The organism is Microbulbifer sp. MKSA007, assembly GCA_032615215.1.
In the GTDB taxonomy this organism is placed as follows: domain Bacteria; phylum Pseudomonadota; class Gammaproteobacteria; order Pseudomonadales; family Cellvibrionaceae; genus Microbulbifer.
This window is the reverse complement of sequence record CP128431.1, coordinates 339940-365698: the sequence shown is the minus strand read 5'-3', so window position 1 is coordinate 365698 and position 25759 is coordinate 339940. Positions and strand designations below refer to the sequence as shown.

The 25759-nt window shown below is 53.6% G+C and carries 22 protein-coding genes and 1 pseudogene; 10 read left to right on the top strand and 13 right to left on the bottom strand.

The genetic code is table 11. The features are described 5' to 3' along the window. Positions 1-2: 2 nt before the first annotated feature. From QT397_01535 to fahA, 5 genes are all read right to left on the bottom strand, one after another. Positions 3-545 carry a VOC family protein gene (locus QT397_01535; protein WNZ53716.1) on the bottom strand — a complete coding sequence of 181 codons (543 nt, stop codon included), beginning with the start codon at positions 543-545 and terminating at the stop codon, positions 3-5. Between the two features lie 19 nt (positions 546-564). Then, complete coding sequence (locus QT397_01530) at positions 565-774, bottom strand: DUF2783 domain-containing protein (GenBank protein ID WNZ53715.1); 210 nt, start codon at positions 772-774, stop codon at positions 565-567. Further along, on the bottom strand, positions 771-2387 hold the full coding sequence (locus QT397_01525) for an FAD-dependent oxidoreductase (GenBank protein WNZ53714.1): 1617 nt from the start codon (positions 2385-2387) through the stop codon (positions 771-773). Before QT397_01525 ends, QT397_01530 begins: the two co-directional genes overlap by 4 nt. A 468-nt stretch (positions 2388-2855) precedes the next feature. Then, a complete protein-coding gene (locus QT397_01520; GenBank protein WNZ53713.1) occupies positions 2856-3806 on the bottom strand; it encodes an MBL fold metallo-hydrolase in 951 nt (316 codons plus the stop codon). 15 nt (positions 3807-3821) lie between these two features. Continuing rightward, entirely contained in the window at positions 3822-5090 is a 1269-nt protein-coding gene (gene fahA / locus QT397_01515) for a fumarylacetoacetase (protein ID WNZ53712.1), read from the bottom strand. Between the two features lie 271 nt (positions 5091-5361). Here fahA and QT397_01510 point away from each other — a divergent pair, with 271 nt between their 5' ends. The 8 genes from QT397_01510 (at position 5362) to QT397_01475 (ending at position 14442) form a co-directional block, all read left to right on the top strand. Beyond that, positions 5362-5901, top strand: a complete 540-nt coding sequence (locus QT397_01510) for a MarR family transcriptional regulator (GenBank protein WNZ53711.1) — start codon at positions 5362-5364, stop codon at positions 5899-5901. Between the two features lie 88 nt (positions 5902-5989). Beyond that, the gene (maiA, locus tag QT397_01505; protein ID WNZ53710.1) at positions 5990-6625 is read left to right on the top strand and encodes a maleylacetoacetate isomerase; all 636 of its coding nucleotides are present in this window, start codon (positions 5990-5992) and stop codon (positions 6623-6625) included. Between the two features lie 413 nt (positions 6626-7038). Next, on the top strand, positions 7039-8616 hold the full coding sequence (locus tag QT397_01500) for an ABC transporter substrate-binding protein (GenBank protein ID WNZ53709.1): 1578 nt from the start codon (positions 7039-7041) through the stop codon (positions 8614-8616). Between the two features lie 187 nt (positions 8617-8803). After that, a complete protein-coding gene (locus QT397_01495) occupies positions 8804-9745 on the top strand; it encodes an ABC transporter permease (protein WNZ53708.1) in 942 nt (313 codons plus the stop codon). After that, positions 9742-10617 (top strand): ABC transporter permease, encoded by an 876-nt coding sequence (locus QT397_01490; GenBank protein WNZ53707.1) that lies wholly within the window; start codon positions 9742-9744, stop codon positions 10615-10617. Before QT397_01495 ends, QT397_01490 begins: the two co-directional genes overlap by 4 nt. Beyond that, the gene (locus QT397_01485; GenBank protein WNZ53706.1) at positions 10617-11612 is read left to right on the top strand and encodes an ABC transporter ATP-binding protein; all 996 of its coding nucleotides are present in this window, start codon (positions 10617-10619) and stop codon (positions 11610-11612) included. Before QT397_01490 ends, QT397_01485 begins: the two co-directional genes overlap by 1 nt. Beyond that, the gene (locus QT397_01480) at positions 11609-12625 is read left to right on the top strand and encodes an ATP-binding cassette domain-containing protein (protein WNZ53705.1); all 1017 of its coding nucleotides are present in this window, start codon (positions 11609-11611) and stop codon (positions 12623-12625) included. Before QT397_01485 ends, QT397_01480 begins: the two co-directional genes overlap by 4 nt. After that, positions 12577-14442, top strand: coding sequence for an aminopeptidase P family protein (locus QT397_01475; protein ID WNZ53704.1), 1866 nt, complete (start codon positions 12577-12579; stop codon positions 14440-14442). The genes QT397_01480 and QT397_01475 overlap by 49 nt, the downstream gene beginning before the upstream one ends. A 78-nt stretch (positions 14443-14520) precedes the next feature. On the opposite strand, the gene QT397_01470 is transcribed toward QT397_01475, so the two are convergent. The 7 genes and pseudogenes from QT397_01470 to QT397_01440 form a co-directional block, all read right to left on the bottom strand. After that, the gene (locus QT397_01470) at positions 14521-15684 is read right to left on the bottom strand and encodes an iron-containing alcohol dehydrogenase (GenBank protein ID WNZ53703.1); all 1164 of its coding nucleotides are present in this window, start codon (positions 15682-15684) and stop codon (positions 14521-14523) included. A 5-nt stretch (positions 15685-15689) separates the two neighbouring features. Next, positions 15690-17073 (bottom strand): annotated as a pseudogene (locus QT397_01465) (aldehyde dehydrogenase family protein). Between the two features lie 35 nt (positions 17074-17108). Next, positions 17109-18506 (bottom strand): glutamine synthetase family protein, encoded by a 1398-nt coding sequence (locus QT397_01460; protein WNZ53702.1) that lies wholly within the window; start codon positions 18504-18506, stop codon positions 17109-17111. Positions 18507-18637: 131 nt separating this feature from the next. Further along, positions 18638-19693, bottom strand: a complete 1056-nt coding sequence (locus tag QT397_01455; protein WNZ53701.1) for a TRAP transporter substrate-binding protein — start codon at positions 19691-19693, stop codon at positions 18638-18640. A 139-nt stretch (positions 19694-19832) separates the two neighbouring features. Then, positions 19833-21158 carry a TRAP transporter large permease subunit gene (locus QT397_01450; protein ID WNZ53700.1) on the bottom strand — a complete coding sequence of 442 codons (1326 nt, stop codon included), beginning with the start codon at positions 21156-21158 and terminating at the stop codon, positions 19833-19835. Then, positions 21155-21664, bottom strand: coding sequence for a TRAP transporter small permease subunit (locus QT397_01445; protein ID WNZ53699.1), 510 nt, complete (start codon positions 21662-21664; stop codon positions 21155-21157). Before QT397_01445 ends, QT397_01450 begins: the two co-directional genes overlap by 4 nt. A gap of 1 nt (position 21665) precedes the next feature. Continuing rightward, positions 21666-22412 carry an N-formylglutamate amidohydrolase gene (locus tag QT397_01440; protein ID WNZ53698.1) on the bottom strand — a complete coding sequence of 249 codons (747 nt, stop codon included), beginning with the start codon at positions 22410-22412 and terminating at the stop codon, positions 21666-21668. Between the two features lie 245 nt (positions 22413-22657). Between QT397_01440 and QT397_01435 the strand changes: the two genes are divergently transcribed. Beyond that, the gene (locus QT397_01435; GenBank protein ID WNZ53697.1) at positions 22658-23533 is read left to right on the top strand and encodes a MurR/RpiR family transcriptional regulator; all 876 of its coding nucleotides are present in this window, start codon (positions 22658-22660) and stop codon (positions 23531-23533) included. Here the strand turns inward: QT397_01435 and QT397_01430 are convergent. Beyond that, positions 23530-24507, bottom strand: coding sequence for a TDT family transporter (locus QT397_01430; protein ID WNZ53696.1), 978 nt, complete (start codon positions 24505-24507; stop codon positions 23530-23532). The genes QT397_01435 and QT397_01430 overlap by 4 nt on opposite strands. Before the next feature lie 155 nt (positions 24508-24662). On the opposite strand from QT397_01430, the gene QT397_01425 reads away from it, so the two are divergent. Continuing rightward, entirely contained in the window at positions 24663-25556 is an 894-nt protein-coding gene (locus QT397_01425) for a LysR substrate-binding domain-containing protein (protein ID WNZ53695.1), read from the top strand. Positions 25557-25759 lie beyond the last annotated feature (203 nt).

Below are 25759 nucleotides of genomic sequence, written 5' to 3'. Positions count from 1 at the left end.
AACTAGACTTTGCCGAGTTCTTTTGCGTGCAGCCAGTCAGCGTGTTTTGGCGCTTTCTTGGTGCGGCTCCACTCTTCCAGCATTTCCCACTTCACAGCATCGAGACGCTTCAGCTTCTCTTCTTCTGCTGGATCCGGACAAGCCAGCTCGATGCGGTGTCCGTTTGGATCGAAGAAGTAGATGGAATGGAAGATGGAGTGATCGGTCACGCCCAGCACGTCGATGCCGTTTGCTTCCAGCTTTTCCTTGAAAGCGATCAGGGTTTCGCGATCCTTCACCTTGAATGCAATGTGCTGCACCCAGATTGGAGTGTTTTCGTCGCGGCCCATTTCCGGTTTGGTTGGCAGTTCAAAGAACGCCAGCACGTTGCCGTTACCTGCATCAAGGAACAGGTGCATGTACGGATCAGGCTCGTGCGTGGAAGGAACCTTGTCCTCTGCAATCGCCAGCACAAAGTCCATGTTGAGGTTTTTGGTGTACCACTCAACAGTCTCTTTTGCGTCTTTACAGCGGTAAGCAACGTGGTGAATTTGCTCAATTTTCATAAGACTCTAACCGAGGCGATTAAGCCTCGCCTCCTCCCTGTGTGTTGGCAGCCAGGTCCATTGCTTCGCGAAGAACATCTGCATCACCAATGTGATTGGCGAGGATGAGGACCAGCTTGGCGTTGAGCGCTTCGCTTTCCTTCTCAGAGCGTCCTTCATGCAGAACCAGAAGATCGTGATAAAACTCGTCCGGTTTGGCGATGTTTGCTTTTGTATTCAGATGGCTCATTGTGCGGCCTCCTGCTCAAAAATGCCGATAGCGCGGTTCAGAGCCTGCGCAACGTTTGCACCGTCATAGGTTTCCCAACGGGCAGCCACGTGCTGGTCCGGGCGCATCAGATAAACGGCGGAAGACTTATCTCCCAGATAACGATCCCTGATCTCATCTGTCGCGTTCACACGCAGCGCTGAGATGGTGATGCCGCCAACGTCTACAGTGTCCGGCACATCCGCGTTGATTGCCAGCAACTGGAATTTGTTGCCGAGCTGATCCAGCAACCAGCCATTTGCCGTTGGTGCATCCGCTGCCGGAGAACCCGGACGGGAGCGCACTGGCATGCCAGCACAGTCATCGCTGTTCAGCGAAGATCCATCGTAGGTGGCCGGTACGGACAGACGACCGGAGTTCACCAGTGGACGCGCAAATTCAGCAGCCTCGGAAAGATCCAGAACAGCATCGCGGAACACGCGGCTGATCGCAGATTTTGGTGTGATGAAGTCGGTAGAGCGGGAAGAGTTTAAAATGTTCTCATCCGCTGCATAAATGCGCTCTTCATCATAGGTGTCCAGCAGGCTCATTGGGGCCGTGCCGTCCATTACCAGTTTCAGCTTCCAGATCAGGTTGTCTGTGTCCTGCAGGCCGGAGTTTGCACCACGGGCACCAAACGGAGACACCTGGTGGGCACTATCGCCAGCAAAGATCACGCGGCCTTTGCGGAACTGTTCCATACGGCGGCACTGGAAGGTGTAGATGGAAACCCACTCAAGCTCGAAGTTTACATCCTCACCCAGCATAGCTTTCAGGCGTGGAATAACGTTTTCTGGCTTCTTCTCTTCTTCCTTGTCGACATCCCAGCCCAGCTGAAGGTCGATGCGCCACACATTGTCTGGCTGCTTATGAAGAAGAGCGGACTGACCGCGGTTGAATGGCGGATCAAACCAGAACCAGCGCTCTGTCGGGAAGTCTGCTTCCATAACCACATCGGCGATCAGGAAATTGTCTTCAAAGATGCGGCCTACAAAGTCCAGACCCATCATGGCACGGATTGGAGAGGCTGCACCGTCACAAGCGATCACCCAGTCCGCTTCAACGGAGTAGTTGCCTTCCGGTGTTTCCAGCTCAACAGTTGCAAAGTCACTGCCCTGATCAACGGAAACAACTTTATTGTTGCCGCGGATTTCAATTGGCTTGCCCTGTGCCTGAAGCTCTTTAACCCGGTCAACCAGATACTCTTCAAAGTAATACTGTTGCAGGTTGATGAAAGCAGGACGCTTGTGGCCGTCTTCTGGCAACAGGTCGAACTGATAGACCTGACGCTCATCGAAGAACACCTTGCCCACGTTCCACTGAACGCCTTTGTCGACAAACTGATCACCGCAGCCAATGCGGTCGAGGATTTCCAGCGGGCGCTTTGCATAACAAACCGCGCGAGAACCCCAGCTCACTTTGTCGTTGTCATCGACAACAACAACTTCAATGTCCTGCATGGCCAGTTCGATTGCTGCGGCCAGACCAATCGGGCCCGCTCCCACCACAACAACCTTATGGCGCACTGCCTTTTCCGCATCCTGATCCGGTGACCGGACATATGGATATAGCGGAACTTCGAAAATCTTTTTCAAGTCAAAACCTCCCAGTTTCGTCTTAGAAACAGCTATTTAGCGACGCTCCCTCAAAGTTGAGGGGGAGTTGGACTGTGTTGTGGAGTTTTTTGAGAGATCAACGCATTTGCTATCAGAGACCATTGTTCGGAATGCCTCAATTTTGCGGGCCAGTTCAGAGTCCCCATTGTAGGAACATTCACCCGGTGAACGCATGATTATGACCACCACAATGACAACTGATGCCAATCCCCAGATCATTGAAATTCCGAGGTATTTACGTAAATCTCGATGTCTCCTTCCAACTAAGAATAGACCGTAAAATTTGGCTAACAATGCTGGATATAGGAAGATTGAACGATCAGAAGTCTTCCAATCTTCGTGTAGCTTCGACATGAGTAAAGAGTTCAGCAACATCCAAACGATCGTTGATACAACAACATTCACAAACGCTAATATTGCCAATCCTTCACTCAAGCTCATCTCACTTTATCCTTGCAAAGCCGCCCACATTTCGCGGTCGCGTTCGGCTGTCCAGATACGGGGGGTCTCAATGCCGCGGGCTTCGTCAAAAGCGCGTGCGACATTGAATGGCAGACAATGCTCGTAGATTGCGTAGTCAGCGAATTTCGGATCGCATTCTGCGCGCACTGCGTCCCATGCTTCTTTCAGCGTGCCGCCTCGTACTGCCACGCGGGCGGCTGGTTTATAGGTGCTCTCAACAAAGTCACGGGTGTTCTCAATGGCTTTGTTGACCATCTCTTTGCCCACAAGCGCATCACCACGGCCTGGTGCAATTGCATCTGGATTGTAGGCTTTGATCGCGTCGAGGGTGTTGCCCCAGTCCTTGAAGTGACCGTCTCCGCAGTAACAGGCGGAGTGGTACTCAACGATGTCACCGGTGAACATCACGCCTTCATCTGGAACCCATGCAACGATGTCGCCAGCGGTGTGGGCACGCCCCAGATGCATCAGCTCAACCTTGCGCTTGCCCATGTTGATGGTCATGCGATTTTTGAAGGTCATGGTTGGCCATGTAAGCCCCGGAATGGAATCCGCTGCAGAGAACAGGCGCGGGAAACGTCCGTACTCAGAGTCCCAGTCTTCCTGACCGCGCTCGTAAATCATGCCCTCACACTTTTCAGAGGCAATGATTTCAGAGGCGCCGTAACCGGAAGCGCCCAGCACGCGCACAGCGTGGTAGTGGGTCAGGGTTACGTATTTGATTGGCTTGTCAGTGACTTCGCGGATTTTATCAACCACGAGTTGAGCCATGACAGGGGTTGCCTGCGCATCAACCACCATGACGCTGTCATCACCAATGATAACGCCGGTGTTTGGATCACCTTCAGCGGTGAACGCGTACAGATCGCGTCCAACTTCGGTGAAGGAGATCTTTTTGGCTTCCATGTCGCCACTGGATGCAAATGCTTTAGCCATCGTCACTATCCTAAATTAAGCTTTGAAATCTGGAGCTGGCAGAATTTTGCCGGTGCATTCGCCGAAGCCGATGCGGAAACCATCGCCCTGCGCCCAGCCTGTCAGCGTAAGGGTGTCACCATCCTCGATGAACGTACGGCTTTCACCGCTGTCCAGAGTGATTGGCTCTTTGCCACCCCATGTGAGTTCCATAAGGGAACCAAACTCAGCCTTGTCTGCACCGGAAATGGTGCCAGAGCCGAGCAGGTCGCCTGTGTTCATTTTACAGCCGCCAATGGCATGGTGGGTCAGCTGCTGCGCCGCAGAGTAGTACATGCGGTTGTAGTTGGTGTGGCAGAGCAAAGTCGCTTTGTCAGCGCCTTCCGGCTGCATATAGGCCTGCAGCTCAATGTCGTAGATCATCGGACCCGGCTCATTGAGGTAAGGCAGAAGTTCCTTTTCACGCTCCGGTGTGCTGGTGCGGAAGGATTCCAGCGCGGCTTTTGTGACAACCCATGGGCTGATGGAAGTCGCGAATGCTTTTGCCTGAAACGGACCAAGTGGCTGATATTCCCAGCCCTGAATGTCACGGGCGGACCAGTCGTTAAGCAGAACGTAACCGAAGATCATGTCATCGGCTTCCTGCACGGTGATCGGCTGACCCATGGTGCTTGGTGTGCCAACAACAGCGCCCATTTCCAGCTCAATGTCGAGGCGCGCACAAGCCTTGAAGGATGGTACCTGAGCGGTTGGTGCTTTGGTCTGGCCCAGTGGGCGCTTAATATCTGTACCGGATACAACGACCGTTGAGGCGCGGCCATTGTATCCGATTGGGATATGCAACCAGTTTGGTGGTAGTGCATTCTCAGCGCCGCGCAGGATGGTACCAATGTTCATGGCATGCTGCTTGCCAGCGTAAAAGTCGGTGTATTCAGAAACCGCGAAAGGCAGGTACATCTGCGCCGCACTCATTGGCACCAGCGCTTTTGCCTTCAGGATATCGTTGCCGGAAAGAGCGTCATTGCCATCTTTGGAAAGCAGCGCAGTCAGCTGATCGCGCACGCTGTCCCAGGACGCTTTGCCAAGGCCCATGAAGTCATTGAGGGCTGGCTTGTCGAAGACAGTGGCAGAACCGCCTGCATTGAGAAGACCGGCGGATTCCAGCACAGCCATGTCAACAACCATGTCCCCGATCGCAACACCACACCGTGGCTCTTCACCGTTTTTGGCAAACACACCGTAGGGAAGATTCTGGATTGGGAAATGGCAGTGCGCTGCATTCGCACTCTCGATCCAACTCGTCATAACACATCCTTGGCAATTGAAGATCGCAGCAAAGTCCTCCCAGACTCAGGCAATCTGTAATTTATCTAATCTCAGAATAGTTTCACTTGTAACTTTGTCAATAACATTTTCCGCCAAAACAAATTCCCTAAGCGTAAGAAAGCGGGCTAAAATGCTGCAAAATGGCTAAAAATAGCTGATTATTCTACTTTGGGATATATATCAGTGAGCCGTTTGATGGTCTTGACATATAGTTGCAATTGATACTATCAGGATATTTGTGCAAGTATCTATGTGCAATAGTTTCATTTTAAACCAACGAGACGTGATGATGGTGACTGCGAATAACACGATGGATAAGGAAGACTTCCAGCTTGGGTCGTTCTTTCCCTACAAGGTCCGTGTTTTTGGCACAGCCGTTAGTACTGCTGTCTCAAGTGTTTATCGGGAACGGTATGGCCTCAGCGTATCTGAGTGGCGCACCATGGCGATCCTGGGTCGCAATCAGGCGCTGTCTGCTTCAGAGATTGTTGAGCGCTCCAGTATGGACAAGGTGAATGTCAGCCGCGCTGTTCAGGCCCTTCGCAAAAAGGAGTTCCTGCGCCGCGATATTGACGGAGAGGATCGCCGCAAGTCCGTGCTGCGTCTGACCGAAAAAGGTCTGGCCGTTTTCAATGATGTCATTCCGTTGGTCCGAGATGTGGAAGCTGCGTTAACTGAGAACCTTTCCGCAGAAGAACAGGCGGTTCTTCTGACCTTGATGGAAAAGGTGCAGAAAAACGCAGAAGCGCTCATTGGGGATATGAGCGCCGAGGCAGCCAACGGGTCCTGAAGCGGAACCTTTGAAACGTGAGAGACCGTTCTCGCAAAGGGTTCCGCGTAAGATAGAGAATTGAGCTCTGGGAGGGGGCGCCAATACGATGAGCAATATTACTTTATATGATTACTGGCGCTCTTCTGCGAGCTATCGGGTGCGTATTGCGCTGAACCTGAAAGGCCTCAGCTATGACATGGTGACCGTCAATCTGCTCAAGGGCGAGCAGAAGGACGCGCACAACCTCAAGCGCAACCCGCAAGGCTTTGTGCCGTCACTGGATCTGGACGGCGATATGATGACTCAGTCTCTCGCCATTATAGAGTATCTGGATGAGCTGCACCCATCCCCAGCCCTGATGCCTGCCACCGCCCGCGAACGAGCCCGCGTGCGCACGCTTTCCCATGCCATTGCTATGGACATCCACCCGGTCTGTAATCTGGGTGTGGTTCAGCGCATCGTGGAACTGTCTGGCGGCGACGATCAGGTCAAAGTCAACTGGATGCGTGAGTTCATCGCCAAAGGCCTCAATGCCTTTGAAGAGCTGCTGGCCGATGGGCAGAGCGGCAAGTTCTGTCATGGAGATCAGGTGGGGCTGGCTGATATCTGCCTCATCCCGCAGGTCTACAATGCGGATCGCTGGGGCGTGGACCGCTCTCACCTGACGCGCATCAATGCCATCGTCAAGGAAGCTGACCAGCTGGAAGCCTTTCAGAAGGCCGAGCCAAAACAGGATGCCTGAGGGAAAATCTCCCTCTGTTTAATGAATGGCGTTCATTTTTCACGCGGTGTTGGAAAAATATTCCTGCACCGCGTTTTTGCGTTTTAAGACGCTCATTCCAGAATAAATCAATTGTTTGGCTCCGAGCATTTCGGAGGCACCTCAAGAATTACTGCAATATTCAGCGCAAGTTTCTCTCAGTGAAACTGTAATTTCAGCAATATTTCACTTCTAAACTATCTCTCTGCATAGATTTGTTGTCATGAAAATTTTTCTTTAATGAGTTTTGCCTCTTGCAAACAGAGATATATCAGAGATAATACTGATATATCACCGGTGGCTAATGGAATTATTGGGAGAGGCCACCACCTGCACGCCACCATGCATCATAAAATAATAAGCAGGCCCGGCGTGTATCAATTGAGGGGACTATCATGAAGACTTTATTGATTGCCGCGCTTGCAGGCGTGTCGATGCTCGCCATCAATTCGGCTCAGGCCGTAGAACGTGGTGGCACGCTCACCTTTGCCCGTTATGATGATTCCAATCTGGTTGATCCGGTGTATGCCGACCGTAACCCAGATATCTGGATGGTCACAAACCTTTATGACACTCTTCTGCGCACCAAGGCAGATGGCAAAACCATTGTTCCGGGTCTGGCGTCCGGTTACGAGGTTTCTGCGGATGGTAAAGCCATCTCCATCACCCTGCGCGATGGCATCAAGTTTTCCGATGGTTCCCCGATTACTGCGGCAGACGTGAAGTTCTCACTGGAACGCGCCGTTAATCCGGATTTCGGTCCATGGTCCGGCCTGCTGGGCTCTGTTGAAAGCATCACTGAGACCAAGAATGGTGTCACGCTTTCCATGAAGAACCCAGACCCGACCATCATCTCCATTCTGGCAACCTTCAACACCGCGATTGTGTCCAAGGCCGCGTTTGAGGCTGCGCCAGGTGCCAACGATCAGGAAAAAGCGACTGCCCTTTTCGCGCCTGGCACACCGGTTTCCGGCCCGTTCACGCTGAAAGACCGTACCCGCGGCAGCACCATGACGTTTTCCGCCAACCCGCATTACTGGCGTCAGGGCGAAGATGGTAAGCCGCTGCCATATCTGGATGAAGTCAGCTTTGTGGTCATCCCGGATGATGCGACTCGCATCCTGAAACTGCAGGCGGGTGAAGTGAACGGTGCTGAGTTCGTGCCATTCTCCCGCGTGGCAGAGCTGGAAGCAGATCCTGCGATCAACATGGAGCTGTTCCCATCCACCCGCATCATCTACGCGCCGATCAACGCCCGTGAAACCCGCGCTGATGGCTCACCAAACCCAATGGCCACCAAAGAGGCGCGTCAGGCGCTGAACTACGCAACCAACAAAGGCGCACTGGTTCAGCTGATCACCCATGGCACCGGCAAGTCCATGACATCCCCGCTGATGGCATCGACAACCCAGTTGGCACATGATGGCGGTCCGCTCTATCCATACGACCCTGCTAAGGCGAAAGAACTGGCAAAATCATCTGGTCTGGAAGGTGCTGAAATCACTCTGAGCACCCTTGCTGGCTCTTCTGATGACGCAACTCTGTTTGCGGCCATTCAGCAGATGTGGGGCGCCATTGGCGTGAACGTGAAAGTGGAGCAGGTTGATAACCCAACCCGCGGCGCAAAGAACCGCTCCGGCGAGTTTGATGTTCACACCTACGGATGGGTGAACGACGTAAACGATCCGGCACAGGTTGCTGGCTGGCTTGGTTATTATCCAACCCGCAAGGCTGTTGGTACTGGTTGGAACAATGCGGAGTTCAACTCCCTGTTCGAAGCCTCCAACACCGAGATCGATCCGGAAAAGCGCAGCGAGCAGTACAAGCGCATGCAGGAAATCTACCGCGATGCTGCCCCGCTGCTGTTCCTCTATGAAACGCCATTTGCTGTTGCGCTGTCTGCCAACGTGAACGGCTATCTCCAGACACCGTTGGGGAACAACGAGTTCTCCTCGGCGTGGATTGCAAAATAACTCCTCCTCTGGGTGCACCCGGCCTGCGTCAACAGGTTGGCCGGGTGCAATTTGAACCGGGCGGGCTGGTCTGTTCAAACACGGCAGGACCAGACCACCTGCCCCATGCAATCCGGAAAGCCGAAGCGTCAATCCCGTTACTCCGGCGCTTCGGCTCTCACTGTTAAGCCTCTACTAGGGATCAGGAATGTCGTCACTTTCCTATCTGGTGTCACGCCTGTTGCAGATCATTCCGACCTTTCTTCTTGTGATGGTCGTTATCTTTCTGCTGGTGCGTATGTTGCCAGGGGATCCGGCCATTGCCATGGCCGATGCCAAAGCCACCGAAGCTCAGCTGGAACTCATCCGCCAAAAACTCGGGTTAAACGAACCGCTGCCCATGCAGTTCCTCTATTTTGTAAAGAACACTTTGACCGGAGATATGGGCACATCCATTCTCCTCAAAGCCCCTGTTCTGGAAGTTATTCTGGAGCGCATTCCTGTCACCGCGTTCCTCACTATCTATGCGGTTTGCCTTTCCATTCTCATTGCCGGTCCGCTGGCCTTTGTCGCTGCACTCAATAAGAACGGCATGCTCGACATTGCCATCCGCAGTGGCTTTCAGGTGGGCCTTTCAACGCCCGTGTTTTACATTGGCCTGCTGCTGCTCACCTTTCTGGCTGCGTCCCTGCGCCTGTTTCCGGTTGGTGGTTACGGCACAACCTTCCTGCAGCACTTGCACCACCTGATGCTGCCCGCACTGACGGTTGCCCTTTACACCTCTGCCATCATCATGCGGAACCTGCGCTCAGCGGTGATTGAGGTGCTGGATGCGGAGTACGTGCAGTTTGCCCGCTCCAAGGGCCTCACCCGAAGTGTCATTCTGGGCCGACATGTTCTGCGCAACGCGCTCATTTCCACCGTCACCTTGCTCGGCCTTTCCATCGGCAACCTGATGAGTGGTACGTTGGTGACGGAAACTGTCTTTGCGGTGCCCGGTCTTGGCCGGTTGATGTTGGAGGCGATCTTCGCCCGCGATTACCCGCTGATTCAGGGCCTCACGCTCACCTTCGCCGTTATGGTTTCTCTCGTGTTTCTGTTCACCGATATGGTGCAGGCATGGCTTGATCCGAGGTTGCGCCTGTCATGACCCAACTCGATACCCTTCAAGCCACCACACCGCAGAAGAAAAAGCTCCACCCTCGGGTGAAGGCTCTGCTGCGCCCCGGCTTTCTGCTCGGCTTCTTCATTCTGTCCTCTTCCATCCTGCTTGCTGTGTTCCCATGGGCGTTTGCGCCTTATGATCCTAATGCCTTTGACTTTATGGCCATTCAGCAACCACCAAGCTGGGCGCATCCGTTTGGTACGGACAATCTGGGCCGCGACACGCTTTCCCGCGTCATCTGGGCCTATCAGGTGGATATGCAGATCGCGTTCTTCGCCACCTTCTTTGCCATGGTGATTGGCGTGATCGTCGGATCACTGGTCGCCTATCACGGCGGCATTGCCGATGTGCTGTTTGGCCGTTTGGTTGATGTGACCATCACTTTCCCGTTTCTGGTGCTGGTCATTGCAGTTGTAGCGGTTCTGGGACCGGGACTGACCAACATGTACGTGGCGGTGACGCTGGTACAGTGGGTCTATTATGCCCGCCTCACCCGCGCTGAAATCATGACGCAGATGACCAGCGACTACGCTTCCGCCGGAAAGGTGATGGGCTACTCCTCCACCCGCATCATTTTCCGCCATCTGCTGCCCAATGCCACCACACCGCTCATCACCTATTGGATGACTGACATGGCGCTCGCCATCCTGCTCGGGTCCTCTCTCGGCTATCTCGGCCTTGGTGCACAGCCACCGCAAGCGGAATGGGGCGTACTGATCGCAGAAGGCCGCAACTTCATCACCACCGCGTGGTGGATGAGCTTGATGCCGGGGATCGCGATTGTTTTGACAGGGCTCGGGTTTTCTCTGGTAGGAGACAGCCTTGCTGATGTTCTCAGACCACGGGGGGCATCGTGATGACCAACCAAAACGAGAGCCTGTTACAGGTTCGCGATCTCACCACCACCTTTCACAGCAAAGGCCGCGTTTTGCGTGCCGTTGATGGTATCTCCTTTGACGTGCGTGCTGGTGAAGTGCTTGGTCTGGTGGGAGAAAGCGGCTCCGGCAAGTCCATCACCCTGCGCTCTATCATCGGCCTTGCCCGTGACTACGGGACGGTAGAGGGCAGTGTTTACTGGAAGGGTGAGGATCTTCTGGCCCGCACGGACAAGCAGCTGCAATCTGTGCGTGGCAGTCAGATCTCCATGATCTTTCAGGAGCCCATGACGTCTCTCAACCCGCTGCTCACAGTAGGTTTGCAGATTGAGGAGAACCTGAAGGCCCACACAGATCTGGACCGCCGTGCCCGCACAGCCCGCGCCATTGAGCTGCTGGACATGGTCGGCATTCCAAGTGCAGCGTCCCGGCTCAAGGACTTTCCGCACCAGTTTTCCGGCGGCATGCGCCAACGGGTGATGATCGCCATCGCGTTGGCGTCCAACCCGGAGCTGTTGCTGGCGGACGAACCGACCACGGCGCTGGACGTGACCATTCAGGATCAGATCTTGCAGTTGCTGCTCTCACTGGCCAAAAACCTCAACATGGCGATTGTACTGGTAACCCACGATCTAGGCGTGGTCGCGCAAACCTGTGATCGCGTGGCAGTGATGTACGCTGGTCGCTTGGTAGAAACGGGCTCTGTTCGCGATGTGCTGAAACGACCTCAGCACCCCTACACACTCGGCTTACTGAAATCGGTACCGGAAAACATTCCTCCCCGCACACCATTGTACTCTGTTCCCGGCACACCACCGGCACTGGATGCCCTGCCCAAAGGATGCGCCTTTGCACCGCGCTGCCTGAAAGCGGAGGATGTGTGCCTTGGTACCAAACCACCACTGGCGGTTCTTGGGGACGGAATTTCGTCGGCCTGTCATTTCACGGCAAACATTCGTGAGGAGGTGCTGGCATGACCTATGAAGCTCCGGTTCTGGAAGTTGAGGGCCTGCATTTACACTTTCCGCTCAAAAGAACCCTCTTCGACGCAATTCAACGCAAAGAAAAACGCATCGTCAAAGCCCTCAATGGGGTCAGCCTTGAAGTGAAACGGGGTGAAACCCTTGGCATTGTTGGAGAATCTGGCTGTGGAAAGTCCACTTTAGCGCGCTGTCTGGCCCGTCTTTATGAGGCTGACAAAGGCACCATTCGTTATGATGGGCAAGAGGTTGCCGCCAAAGATGCCGGTGCATTGCGGGAGTATAACCGCAAGGTCCAGATGATGTTTCAGGACCCTTACTCCTCCCTCAATCCTCGCATGACAGTGCGGCAAGTGCTGAGCGAAGCCCTGCGCGTTCACAATATGCGCCCTCCTGAGCAGATCGAAACCCGCATTGCCGAGCTGCTGGATCTGGTCCGCCTGCCGCAAGATGCTGCGGATAAGCTCCCCCACGAGTTTTCAGGAGGACAACGCCAACGAATTGCCATTGCACGCGCTTTGTCTGTGGAGCCGGAGGTGCTTGTGGCAGATGAGCTGGTGTCAGCGCTGGATGTTTCCGTGCAGGCGCAGGTGGTGAACCTGCTGCTGGAGCTGCAGGAAAAGCTGGGCCTGACGATCCTGTTCGTGGCCCATGACCTCAGACTTGTTCGCCATGTATCCCACAGAGTTGCGGTGATTTATCTGGGATCAATTGTTGAGATCGGAGACTCGGAACAGCTCTTCAACGCCCCAAGACACCCCTACTCCAAGGCTCTTCTGGCAGCAGCTCCTTCTCTTGATCCCGACAAACGCCATACTCGCCCGTCAATCTCCGGCGAACTGCCCAGCCCTCTCAATGTACCCAAGGGCTGTGCGTTCCATGCCAGATGTCCCCATGCATCAGGCCGATGCCAGAGTGAAATTCCCAGATTGAGGGCAATGGACGAGCTGGGTAGAGTGGCTTGTCATCATGCCGAAGCTCTTTTATCAGCGATAAATCCCATCAAATAGCCGAGCAGAAAATGTTGGAAAATCAGAAGTTTGAGACAACCACAGACCGCTTGAACCTCATCCGCACCGAGTTGAAGAACAAGGGGCTGGACGGAGTTATCATCCCCCGGTTTGATGAGCATCAGGGGGAATATTGCGCCCCGCATGATGAGCGACTGGCGTGGGCAACCGGCTTCACAGGCTCTGCTGGCCTCGCAATTATCACAGCAGATCAAGCAGTTATGTTCGTTGACGGTCGCTACACCGTTCAGGTGCGCAACCAATGCAGTAGTGATCTGTTCTCCTACCAGCATATCTTTGATGAACCACTGGAAAATTGGATTTCCGCCAATATGAAGGCCGGTCAGCAAATCGGCGTTGATCCCATGCTTATCCCCTCTGCCTGGTGGGATCGCTTTGCGGGTGGAGCCAATGAGGCAGGCGCAGCTCTGGTTGCCACCACCAGCAACATCATTGATGCAGTCTGGGCTGATCAACCGGAAAAGCCTCTCTCGCCAATCACACCGTATTCCCTTGAAAATGCTGGAAAAACAAGCCTGGAGAAATGTCGTGAGATCGCTGATCAACTAAAAGATGCAGGCGCAAAAGTGCTGGTGGAAACCCAACCAGACAACATCGCCTGGCTTCTGAATGTGCGCGGTGATGATGTTGAGTTCAACCCAATCCCCCATTCCTTCCTGCTGCTGAAGGACGATGGTTCCGCCAACTGGTTCGTGGATTCCCGCAAGCTTTCCAACGACTTGAGCGAGTATGAACTGGAGAATGTTGAAACTGCAGACCCATCCAGCTTCATCAGTTCGCTGGAGAAAATGACGGATAAAGGAACGCAGGTTCTCATCGATCCGATGTTCTCCCCTGTCGCCACCCGCCTCGCCGTTCAGGCTGCAGGCGGTGTTCCGGTGATGAAACCGGGAGCAATTACGCTCACCAAGGCGAAGAAAAATGAGAGCGAACTCAAAGGCTTGCGTGATTGCCATATACGAGATGGTATCGCGTGGACCGAGTTCTCCGCCTGGCTGAAACGGGAAGTCCCGCAGCGTGCTGAAGCGGGTGATCCGGTGCATGAACTGGAAGCGGAAGAGCGTATCCTGATGGAACGCCAACGCCAGAAAGACTTTGTATATCCGAGCTTTAGAAGTATTTCAGCCGCCGCTGGCAACGCCGCCATGTGCCATTACGCAGCCACGGAAGCGTCCAACACTGCAATCCTGCCAGAGAACACTTATCTGTTGGATTCCGGCGGTCAGTATCAGGATGGTACCACCGACGCGACGCGTACCTTCGCGTTTACTGAGACTTCAGAGGAATTCAAACGCGCCTACACCGCTGTTTTCAAAGGCTTTGTCGCGCTGGCATCTCTGCGATTTCCGAAAGGCACACAAGGTCATCACATCGATGGTTTCGCCCGCCGCCCGCTCTGGGAATTGGGTCTGGACTATGATCACGGCACCGGCCACGGCATCGGTCACTTCCTCTCCGTCCACGAGCAACCACAACGCATCGGTAAACCTTACAATCCGGTGGATCTGGTCGCTGGTATGGTGATGTCCATTGAACCGGGATATTACGTTGCAGATCAATACGGTATCCGGATTGAGAACCTCTTTGAGATTGTCGAGGAGGACGATGGTTTCCTCGCGTTCCGCAACCTTTCTTACATCCCGATTGAGCCGCAGATGCTCAACATGGTTGATCTCACCCGCGCTGAAATCAAATGGCTCGGCGACTACAATGCTGATTTGAAACGGGTTCTTGGCCCTGAGTTGAGCCCGGATGCATATGACTACCTGATGCGTTGTACCGAGCTACCGGAGTAAGCGCAGCCTTTGAGATGTAAAAAAGCCCCGCAGAACGTGTAACTCTGCGGGGCTAATCAATTGGTGCTCAACAGGAAATCAGGCGGAAACCTGTTCTCCGATGGCCTCAATGAGCAGAGCTTTCGCGGCCTCCAGCGTCAGCTCTACAGGGTTGCCACCGGCACTTGGGTCCTTGATCGCTTCTTCCGCCAGCACGTCGACCTTATCGGTGCCAACGCCCAGCTCGCTCAAGGTCTCCGGAACGCCCATGTCCGCCCGCATTTTCATAACAAAATCAAAGAAGCCGTCGAAACCGCCCTCGATATCGAGATAAGCCGCCAGCTTCTCGATGCGCTCTTCAATTGCGCCACGGTTGAACTTCAATACAGTCGGCATGATCACAGCATTGGTCAGGCCATGGTGAGTGTTGTAAACCGCACCAACCGGGTGAGCCAGCGCGTGAATGCCACCTAGGCCTTTCTGGAAGGCCACTGCCCCCATAGCCGCCGCACTCATCATGTGACCGCGTGCTTCGATATCATTAGGATTTTCAACGACTTTCGGCAGGTTCTCTTTCACAAGACGCATGCCTTCCAGTGCGATGCCTTGAGACATCGGATGGTAGAACGGCGAGCTGTAGGCTTCCAGACAATGCACAAACGCATCGATGCCTGTACCAACGGTAATCATCTTCGGCATGCCAACAGTCAGCTCCGGATCACAGATCACAACGCTTGGCAGGATCTTTGGATGGAAGATGATCTTCTTTACGTGGCTCTCAGAATTGGTGATCACGCTCGCGCGGCCAACTTCAGAACCGGTACCAGCCGTTGTTGGAACCGCGATGTTCGGATAGATCGCATCCGCATCCGCACGGGTCCACCAATCGCCAATGTCCTCAAAATCCCACACCGGACGGGTCTGACCTGCCATGAATGCGATCAGCTTGCCCAGATCAAGACCGGAGCCGCCACCAAACGCGATAACGCCATCATGACCACCAGCCTTGAAGGCTGCAACGCCTGCTTCCAGGTTGATTTCAGTCGGGTTTGGGTCAACTTCGCTGAACATGGCGCGGCCAAGGCCAGCCTCTTCCATCACGTCCAAAGTGCTTGCGGTAACTGGCAGATTTGCAAGGCCCTTATCAGTTACAAGCAAAGGCTTTTTGATGCCTGCGGCTGCACAAGCCTCAGTGAGTTCCTTAATGCGTCCGGCACCAAAGCGGATTGCTGTTGGGTAGCTCCAGTTTGCAGTCAACGTCATTGTTCTTATGCCTTTTTGAGATGGTAGGATTTTGGACGGGTCAGGTTCTGATAACCGATCTCTGAGAGTGCACCACCGCGACCAGTGTCTTTGCAGCCGGTCCAGCACAGTGCTGGATCCAGATAGTCAGCGCGGTTCATGAAGACAGTGCCTGTCTCAATCTGCCCACCAATTTTCGCTGCCCGTGCAGGGTCTTGGGTCCAAAGAGAGGCTGTCAGACCGTAGTGGCTGTCGTTCATCAGGCGGATCGCTTCTTCGTCGCTTTCCACTTTCATGATGCCGACCACTGGGCCAAAGCTCTCTTCGCGCATCACTTCCATGTCGTGGTTTACGTCCACGAGGATCTGCGGAGCGAGGTATGCACCACCATCATCTTCAGGGAAGAGGCCAGCGTCGATCATTGGCTTCGCGCCCTGCTCAACCGCATCTGCAACCTGCTTGCGCACGACATCCGCAAAGCAGAACATGTGCCATTGGGCCAATGGTGGTTTCCTCATCCAGCGGACTGCCAAGCTTGTAACCGGAAACGATCTCAACAGCCTTCTTCACGAATGCATCGTATTTGGAAGAGTGCACGTAAATACGCTCGATACCACAGCAGCACTGGCCAGAATTGAACATGGCGCCATCGATAAGAGTTTCAGCCGCAGCCTCAACATCTGCATCATCCATGACATAGCCCGGATCTTTACCGCCCAGCTCAAGGCCAAGACCGGTGAAAGTACCAGCTGCAGCGGTCTCAATTGCGCGGCCACCACCGACGGAGCCGGTGAAGTTCACAAAGCCGAAATTGCGACCTGCGATCAGGTGAGAAGTGGTGTCGTGATCCAGGAACAGGTTCTGGAACACATCAGCTGGAACACCTGCCTCGGCAAAGGCACTGGCCATGCGCTCGCCAACCAGAAGGGTTTGGGTTGCATGCTTCAGGATCACGGCATTACCGGCGATCAGGGCTGGAGCCACTGTGTTGATCGCGGTCATGTATGGGTAGTTCCATGGTGCGATCACAAGAATGACGCCGTGAGGCTCCTTCTCGATGCGGCGTTCGAAGTTGTCGCTCTCTTCCGCGATGATCGGCTTCAGGCTTTCTTCCGCGATCTTTGCCATGTATGAGGCGCGCTCGTTAAAGCCGCCGAACTCGCCACCATAACGAACCGGACGGCCCATCATTTTTGCAAGTTCCGGAACGATTTCGTCGTTCTGTTCACCAATCTTAGCAACGCCAGCCATCACCAACTTGATGCGCTCTTCGAGTGGGCGTGCTGCCCACTCTTTCTGCGCAGTCTTGGCACTGGCAATGACGGCTTCTGCTTCTTTCTGGCTTGCCACCGGACGTTCTGCAAACACAGAACCATCTACCGGCGAAATACATTTTAGTGTTTTTGTCATGGTCAACTCATCATTCACAGCAATTGCTGTTCACATCAGGCCCGTTCAAATCCGCGTGCAACCTCCCAATCAGTTACACGGCGGTCATATTCATCCTGCTCGATCTTGGCGGCATGTGCGTAGTGATCAACCACATCGCCACCAAATGCATCGCGAAGCATTTCGGAGGATTTCATTGCAACTGCGGCATCGCGCAGGGTTGTTGGAATTTCGCGCGCACCTTCACCGCCATAGGCATCGCCTCTGAACTCAGGCTCCAGCTCCATTTCCTTCTCGATGCCGTCAATGCCAGCAGCCAAAAGAGCGGCCATCGCCAGATATGGGTTCAGATCTGCCCCACCAACGCGGCACTCAACACGCACGGCTTTGGTGCCATCACCACACACGCGGTAACCCGCGGTGCGGTTGTCCATGCTCCAGATCGCTTTGGTCGGCGCAAACGTGCCAGCTGCAAAGCGTTTGTAGGAGTTGATGTTTGGCGCGAGGAAGTAGGTGATCGCATCAGCGTGCTTCAAAAGACCTGCCAGATAATGGCGCATCATTTTGGACATGCCATACTCACCAGCTGGATCGTAGAACAGCGACTCGCCATCCTTGCCCCACAGAGACTGGTGCACGTGAGAAGAGCTGCCAGCTGCATCATAGTTCCATTTGGCCATGAAGCTCACGCTCTGGCCCTGCTGCCAGGCGATCTCTTTACATCCGTTTTTGATGATGGAATGACGGTCAGCCATGGTCAGCGCGTCGGAATAGCGGACGTTGATCTCTTCCTGACCGGCATCAGCTTCACCTTTGGAGCATTCGACCGGAATGTCAGCACCATTGAGACCGTTGCGGATGGCACGCATCACGTTCTCTTCCTTGGTGGTCTGGAAGATATGATAGTCTTCGTTATAGGCGGAAATCGGAGACATTCCGCGGTAACCCTTTGAATGGGCTTCTTCAAAACTTTCTTTAAAGAGGAAGAACTCCAGTTCTGTCGCCATGTTCGCGGTCATGCCCATGCCTTCGAGGCGGTCGACCTGGCGTTTCAAAATGGCGCGTGGAGAATGCGGAACCTCTTTGTGGGTGTGGTGGTCCAGCACATCACACAGAACAAGTGCGGTGCCTTCCAGCCACGGAATTACGCGCAAGGTGGCAAGGTCTGGCTTCATGACGTAATCGCCATAGCCTGCTTCCCAGCTTGTGGCCTTGTAGCCGTCCGGAGTGGCCATCTCCATATCGGTTGCAAGCAGATAGTTGCAGCTGTGGGTCTCTTCCCAGGCACTGTTTACGAAGAACTCTGCCTGAAAACGCTTGCCCATCAAGCGGCCTTGCATGTCCACCTGTGCTGCAATCACTGTGTCAATCTCACCGGCATCGACCAGCTCGCGAAGCTCGTCGAGGGTCAGTTTTCCGGTTCTACGTGTCTTTTTGGTTTCTTCTCGCAACATACCTGTTCCCCGAGGACCCTGTTAAAGCGGCGGATGCCCTCGCCTCTCCTGCATGGCATCACCGACACTGCTTACTCACTGTGTGGCTTGGCCAGCCCGGAAACCGGGCTGACCTTTCTTGGATACTCAGCTTAACCGTAGCGGTAAGGACGTCCGGCTTTGGCCATTGCTGCGTTGTATTCCTTCAGGATCTTAACAACGCGCGCATTGCGCTCGGACTTGGCTGCAATCTCGTCCCAGAACTTGAGTGCTTCTGCTTCCACAGTTGCCCACTCTTCATCAGGAATAGAGGTCAGCTCCAGCTTTTCACCCTGCGTGCGTAGCTTCGCTTCACCTGCCCAGTACCAGTGCTGGCGGTAGTAGTGAGAGCTGTCCATGCACAGGTTGAAGAGGGTCTTCAGGTGGTCTGGCAGTTCGTTCCAACGCTCTTCGTTTGCGAAGTAAGAACCAGCCCATGCGCCGGAGATGTTGTTGGTGAGGAAGTAGTTGGTCACATCAGCCCAGCCTACAGTGTAGTCCTCGGTGATGCCTGACCATGCAATACCGTCCAGTTCGCCGGTCTGCATTGCAACTTCAATGTCTTCCCATGGCAGGGTGACCGGAACAACGCCGAAGCGTGTCAGGAACTTACCAGCCGTTGGGAAGGTGAAGACGCGCTTGCCCTTGAGGTCTGCAAGGCTGCGGATCGGGTCTTTGGTCGCGAAGTGACAAGGATCCCAGGCACCAGCGGAAAGCCACTTGACGCCTTCTACTTCGCCATAAGCTTCTTCCCAGATCTCTTTCAGGCCCCAGTGGTTGAACAGGGCTGGAACATCGAGGCTGTAGCGGGAAGCGAATGGGAAATAGCCACCGAAAACAGATACATCTACTGGTGCTGCAATGGAGTCATCATCTGACTGCACAGCATCAATGGTACCACGCTGCATGGCGCGAAAAAGTTCACCAGTTGGTACCAGCTGGTCAGCATAGTACAGCTCGATCTCCATTTCACCATTTGCTGCCTTGTTGAAGGCATCAATAGATGGCTTGATCACGTGCTGTGCAAGCGCTGCACCTGCGTATGTCTGAAGGCGCCACTTGATTGGGCGGCCCGCAGCATGAACAGCCGGTGCTGCAAGGGTAGATGCACCAGCAGCTGCGACGGTTGTCAAACCGGCTTTCTTAAGAAAATCACGTCTATTCGTCATACTCAATTCCCCTTGGAATATGAATTTCTGGATCCCTCAGTACCGGTGGACTTTTTATTGCGAGGGGTGTGATTTTTATCTGTCTCCATCCGGAATTCTTGCATTACTTCAATGGTTACGCTGGTAAGGTCTCCTCATGTCAGCGTGCGTAATAAAGGTTCGGCAGCCAGAGCGCGATTTGCGGGAAGACCGTCACCAGACCCAAGCCAAACACCATGATTGCCACGAATGGAATGATGGACTTGTAGATGTCTGTCAGTGAGATTTCCGGCGGCGCCATGGCGCGCATCAGGAACAGGTTGTAGCCGAATGGCGGTGTCATGTAGGCGATCTGACAGGTGATGGTGTAAAGCACGCCGTACCAGACAAGATCGAAGCCGAGGATTTTCACCAGTGGCACGTAAAGCGGTGCCACGATCACCAGCATGGCGGTGTCATCCAGGAACATGCCCATCACGATGTAGGAGAGCTGCATTAGCAGAAGGATCTCCCATGGGCTAAGGCCCAGATCACCCACGAAGAAGTTCTCAATCGCCCGCACAGCGCCCAAACCGTCAAATACAGCGCCAAAGGCCAGTGCTGCCAGAATGATCCACATGAACATACAGCTGATCTGCAGTGTCTTTTCAGTGGTGATGTGAAGTAGGCGAAATGACAGGCGTCCTTTGAACCATGCCGCTAGTGTTGCAGCCGTTGCGCCAACTGCGGAGCTTTCTACAAGGCTGGTCACGCCCATTAAGAACAGGCCTGTCATTGCAAAGAAGATGAACAGCGGGATCACACCAGCCTTCAGCAGGCTGATCTTTTCACCCCATGTGATCTCCTTGCGCTCTTCCTCAGAAAGGGTTGGACCCAGTTCTGGCTGAAGGCGGCAGCGGATGACGATGTACAGGATAAACAGACCTGCCAGCAGCAGACCCGGAATAGCACCAGCGAGCCACAGTTTGCCCACTGGCTGACGGGCAATCATGCCGTACAGGACCAGAACCACACTTGGCGGCACGAGAATGCCCAGTGAAGAACCAGCCTGAATAACACCGGTCACCATCACCTTGTCATAACCGCGTCGCAGCAGTTCTGGCAGAGCGATGGTTGCACCGATGGCCATACCGGCCACAGACAGACCGTTCATGGCGGAAATCATCACCATGAGGCCGACTGTGCCGATGGCCAATCCACCATGCAGGCCACCTGTCCAGACATGGAACATCTTATAAAGATCTTCCGCGATGCCTGACTCAGAGAGCATATAGCCCATGAAAATGAACAGTGGCAGCGTGAGGAGCGGGTACCACTTCATCAGCTTCATACTGGCGGAGAAGGCAATTTCGGAGCCGCCATCACCCCACAGAAGCAGAGCGGCGATAACAGCAACGGAACCAATTGCAGCAAAAACGCGTTGCCCGGTGAGGAGCATCAGCATCATGCTGGAGAACATCAAAATGGCGATCAGTTCATAACTCATGGCGCAGGTCTCCCAAGGGCTGCGGCCAAGTCCTTAAAGAACGTCGCGATTGCCTGAAGCAGCATCAAGAAAATTCCAAAACACATTACGGCTTTGATCGGGGCCATCGGAGGCGCCCATGCCGAATAGCTTTCCTCACTGTATTTGATGGCGTATTCCAATGAGGAAAGGCCGCCATAAAGGAGGAAGATGAGGTAGAAAATCAGAAGCAGGATGGTCATCACATCCATGATGGCCTTCCGTCGTGGAGACCAGCTTCCGTAAAACAGATCCATGCGCACGTGGGATTGCATCTGCATGGAATATGCGCCACCCAGCAGGTAGTAGGCGGCCATGGTGAACTGCGCTGTTTCCAGCGTCCAGAGTGGTGGTGCGAAAAAGGTCTTGGCGATGGAGGAGTACAAAAGCACTCCCAGCATCACGAAGATGAGGTACATGGCAAACCGGCCAACATATTTGTTGATCCAGTCAACCCATCTGACGAAAACAACTATTCCCCTTGGCATTTTAATCTGCTGCCCTTGCTTTTGTTGTTGCCCCCTGCCCGCTCACAGCTGTTTCAGCGCTAAACTGTGGCAGGACTTGCAGAATTGCCTCTCCCAACAACTCTGCAACTTGCTCCTGGTCTGCTCGTTTAGCGATAAGGTCGTTGCGTACCTCAATCATAACGTTTAGCAGGCCGCGGGATTGTGCCTGAGAAACAAGGGTATGCGTAACCCCGTCTTCTGGCCCATACGGTTCGTTTCTTTGTATGTCGTAGAGATCTGACGGGCACAGTGCGTTCAGCAGCGCATCAGCAAAGCGTGTGTCGCTGTCGTGCAGAACACCCACTTCCACGGCGCGTTTCTTGCCGTTGTAAACCGGGGTGAACGAGTGGATGGTGATCATCACCGGCAACTGGCCGGAGGCCTGCTTGGCATCAATCACCTGTTTCACTTCGGCTTGGAAGGGACGGTAATACTTGTTGACCCGGTCCAGACGCTGTTCATCACTCAAAGAGACATTGCCCGGCACCTCAAAGATTTCGCTCTTTTCCGGCATGGCGCTTGGGGCCTCCGGTGGGCGGTTACAATCATAAACGAGGCGCGATACTCGTTGAGCGACTAGGGGCGCGTTCAGTCTGGTGGACAGGAGTTTGGCGACTGCCAGAGCTCCCGGATCCCAGGCTGCATGGCTGCTTGCAGCTTCTTCGCTTAGACCAAGGCCATCAAGGTATGCAGGAATAAACTTAGATGCGTGTTCGCAGACCAACACAATCGGAGCTGCTCCTCCTGTATTGATCGTTTCAACAATGTCGTTGCCAACAGATTCTATCTGGTCAATTTTGACTTCAGACAAGAACAGTCCCCCCGATGCATCTTGTTTTTCCTTGTACTTTCAGTCTTTTTATTCGTAAAAGAGATTCTGAAAGAAACGTTTCGAAAGAGACTAATCTGAATGGAACGTTTCACAAAGCCTAAAAACTAGGCAAATATACATACATGAGGCAGGTGAGAGACGTGCGAGACCCAAATGAACAGACCGTTGCAGAAAAATTACGCGGATATTTTAATGGGTTAACTCGTGCGGAGCGCCAGTTGGCTGTCTCTCTGCTTGCAAATTATCCAGTCAGCGGGCTGGGCAGTGTTTCAGAGCTTGCAAAATCGGCAAATGTTTCTGGTCCAACCGTTGTCAGAATGGCGCAAAAGATTGGTTTTGCAGGATTTTCTGAGTTGCAGGCCGCTCTGCGATCAGAGGTGGAAGAGACCATTTCCAACCCGATCTCCAAACAGGAGCGCTGGACCCGAAATGCACCCGATGCACATATTCTGAACAGGTTCGCAGACGCTGTCATCGACAATCTGAAACAAACCTTACAGCAAATTGACCCGCAGGACTTTGATCAGGCCGTGCGTTTGCTCACAGATCGTGAACGAGCTGTCCACATTGTTGGGGGCCGTATCACCCGCGCGCTTTCAGATTACTTCTTCACGCACTTGCAGGTGATCCGCGACGATGTGATCGCCATTGCGTCCAACTCCAATACATGGCCGCATTACCTTCTGAATATGAAAGAGGGAGATGTGGTGGTTGTGTTCGATATCCGCCGATACGAGCACGACATCCTGCGTTTTGTGGATCTGGCCCGCGAACGGGGCGTTGTGGTGATTGTGTTTACAGATCAGTGGACGTCACCAGCAGCGGTTAATGCAGAGTATGTGTTCAACGCCCGCATCGAAGCGCCATCGGCCTGGGATAGCACGGTGGTGATCATGTTCATTCTGGAAGCCATGATTGAAGCGATGACGACTTCTACCTGGGAGATCACCAAGGAGCGTATGAACACGCTCGAGAGCCTGTTCGACAAAACCAAGATGTTCAGCAAGTCCAGTTAGTTGGGCTGCTGCTCGGTGACGCGTGCTGGCATCAGGGCCGGTGCGAAGAATGTCAGGTATTTAAAGCTCACATAAAGAACGACGGCTGCGGCCACATAGAGCTCGATATGTGCCAGCGCTCTGATCTGCGCAACAAGGCTGGCATTCGCCCCAAGGCCTTCCATCCACGTCACGGTTTTGAAAAGGGCTGTTGCGCCAATCACCAGCGGGAATGTGAAGGCTGAAAAACCCGGAGAGAATGGCAGGCGGAACAAGCGCAGGAAGGACAGATAAATCAATGCTGTCATCGCAACCGCAATGCCACCTAAAACCGCAACCATGATCGGAGATGGGTTTTGGGTGAGTGTCAGGTAGCCTGCTAATGAGAGACTCGCGGGGGCTGCCAGAATAGCAATGGTTGGCTTTGCTGCATCCGGCACTTCCGGATGGAAGATCAACCGATAGAGCATCATCGGTAGCATGATGGCATAAGCAACCAGACCGAACCAAAGCAACGCATTGGCAAAGCCTTCAAACACCCCGCCCGGAAATGAGACCGCTGCAACAATGATACCGACCGGCGGAACAAACCAGCTTGGCACCATGTGCTGAAGGTTGAAGTTCTTCACCCGATGATATGTGAAGGCACACAGGAATGTGAGATGGAGTGCGATTCCCAGTAGCCAAAGCATTTGCCCGACAGCGAAACTATACTGCGCGATGGCATAGGAAACGATCATCAGTGCCATAGCTGTTGTAGGCAGGACACTGCCAACCACTGGGTGCTTCAGATCCTCAAAAATAGCAGTGTGTGCAAGCGTGATCTTGCCAAGCAGCAGCACCAGCAAAACACCGGAAATCAATGCGCCTGTGAGTTGTAGGGCTCCTCCAAAGTTGCCTGCATTTTCCAGTGACCAGCCGAGACTTGCTATGCCAAGCGCGAGACCACCAAGCGGGGCCGGAACGTGTGCCAGTTTGCTGCGAAGAGTGTTCATGGAAAATGCCAGTAACCTGAGGGTGAAAAATAAAACTATGCAACTCAAGTTCCTAGCTGATTTGATATGTCCTGAAAATCTGAATATATTGAATAGGATGTTCAGATAAATTGAACATGTTATGATGTAATCCCAATTACAGGCGTATCATTGGAATGAATATAACGCTTCGTCAGCTTAAAGTGTTTGTTTCTATTACTCAGGAAGGCTCAATCACCGCAGCTGCTGAAAAACTATTCCTGACCAAGTCTGCCATCTCCATGGCGCTTGCGGAGTTAGAGCGGCAGCTGGGGCGTAAGATGTTCGATAGGGCTAACAAGCAGCTCATCTTAAACGAGCAAGGGCGCCGTTTGCTGCCTCTGGCTGATGAGTTGTTGGACCGGGCAGAAGCGATCTCTCAGATCTTTGAGGGCGAGGATGCAACCAACGGTAATTTGCGTGTGGGGTCCAGTTACACGATCGGCAATCATCTGCTGCCGACCTTGCTCGGTGATTTCCGCAAAAACACCGGATATCTTCATCAATCCCTGAGCCTTTCCAACTCCACCAAAACCTGCCGAATGCTGTTGGATTTTGAGTTGGATCTCGGGTTCATCGAAGCAAAGATCAGCGACAAGCGATTGAAAGTGGAACCATGGATGACTGACGAGATGGTGGTTATCTGCGCGCCCTCTCAATGCCCCAATGCTGATAAGCCACTCGCGCTTGAGGCGTTGGAAGGCAACAATTGGGTACTCAGGGAACCGGGATCAGGGACGCGTGAGTATTTTCTGACGGAAGTCGGATCAAAGCTGAACGACTGGACCGAGGCGTTTGAGCTCAACAGCACTACGGCGATTGTAAACGCAGTGATTGCAGGACTTGGACTGGCCGTCCTCTCCAGACACTCCGTCAGCGCAGCTGTTCAGGATGGTCGCCTGTCGATCCTTCCCCTCCAACACAAGATGACCCGGCAGTTCTCTCTCGTTTACAACACTGAGAAGTACCAGAGCCCTGTCTTCAAGTCCTTCAAGGAGTACGCCCACAACTGGGCGCTGGGACGTGAGTGACTACAAAATAGATAGGCTTCTATCGCATGGAATTGCAATTAAGCATCGTTTAAAAGTAAGCGAGGTAGCAGCTAAACTTGATCTCTAGATCACATTTGCATACTAAAATATGTAAGTAAATCATATGTATGTAGTCAAATGATCGATTGCTTGACCGGATGATGAGCCCGCCGCTAAAACCGATTATTTCTGTCATTTATAGG

Bases quoted from the DNA above. Each gene is read 5' to 3' on its own strand.
- QT397_01535 (WNZ53716.1), bottom strand. From the start codon at position 545: ATGAAAATTGAGCAAATTCACCACGTTGCTTACCGCTGTAAAGACGCA.
- QT397_01530 (WNZ53715.1), bottom strand. From the start codon at position 774: ATGAGCCATCTGAATACAAAAGCAAACATCGCCAAACCGGACGAGTTT.
- QT397_01520 (WNZ53713.1), bottom strand. From the start codon at position 3,806: ATGGCTAAAGCATTTGCATCCAGTGGCGACATGGAAGCCAAAAAGATC.
- fahA (WNZ53712.1), bottom strand. From the start codon at position 5,090: ATGACGAGTTGGATCGAGAGTGCGAATGCAGCGCACTGCCATTTCCCA.
- QT397_01510 (WNZ53711.1), top strand. From the start codon at position 5,362: ATGTGCAATAGTTTCATTTTAAACCAACGAGACGTGATGATGGTGACT.
- maiA (WNZ53710.1), top strand. From the start codon at position 5,990: ATGAGCAATATTACTTTATATGATTACTGGCGCTCTTCTGCGAGCTAT.
- QT397_01500 (WNZ53709.1), top strand. From the start codon at position 7,039: ATGAAGACTTTATTGATTGCCGCGCTTGCAGGCGTGTCGATGCTCGCC.
- QT397_01495 (WNZ53708.1), top strand. From the start codon at position 8,804: ATGTCGTCACTTTCCTATCTGGTGTCACGCCTGTTGCAGATCATTCCG.
- QT397_01490 (WNZ53707.1), top strand. From the start codon at position 9,742: ATGACCCAACTCGATACCCTTCAAGCCACCACACCGCAGAAGAAAAAG.
- QT397_01485 (WNZ53706.1), top strand. From the start codon at position 10,617: ATGACCAACCAAAACGAGAGCCTGTTACAGGTTCGCGATCTCACCACC.
- QT397_01480 (WNZ53705.1), top strand. From the start codon at position 11,609: ATGACCTATGAAGCTCCGGTTCTGGAAGTTGAGGGCCTGCATTTACAC.
- QT397_01470 (WNZ53703.1), bottom strand. From the start codon at position 15,684: ATGACGTTGACTGCAAACTGGAGCTACCCAACAGCAATCCGCTTTGGT.
- QT397_01460 (WNZ53702.1), bottom strand. From the start codon at position 18,506: ATGTTGCGAGAAGAAACCAAAAAGACACGTAGAACCGGAAAACTGACC.
- QT397_01455 (WNZ53701.1), bottom strand. From the start codon at position 19,693: ATGACGAATAGACGTGATTTTCTTAAGAAAGCCGGTTTGACAACCGTC.
- QT397_01450 (WNZ53700.1), bottom strand. From the start codon at position 21,158: ATGAGTTATGAACTGATCGCCATTTTGATGTTCTCCAGCATGATGCTG.
- QT397_01445 (WNZ53699.1), bottom strand. From the start codon at position 21,664: ATGCCAAGGGGAATAGTTGTTTTCGTCAGATGGGTTGACTGGATCAAC.
- QT397_01430 (WNZ53696.1), bottom strand. From the start codon at position 24,507: ATGAACACTCTTCGCAGCAAACTGGCACACGTTCCGGCCCCGCTTGGT.
- QT397_01425 (WNZ53695.1), top strand. From the start codon at position 24,663: ATGAATATAACGCTTCGTCAGCTTAAAGTGTTTGTTTCTATTACTCAG.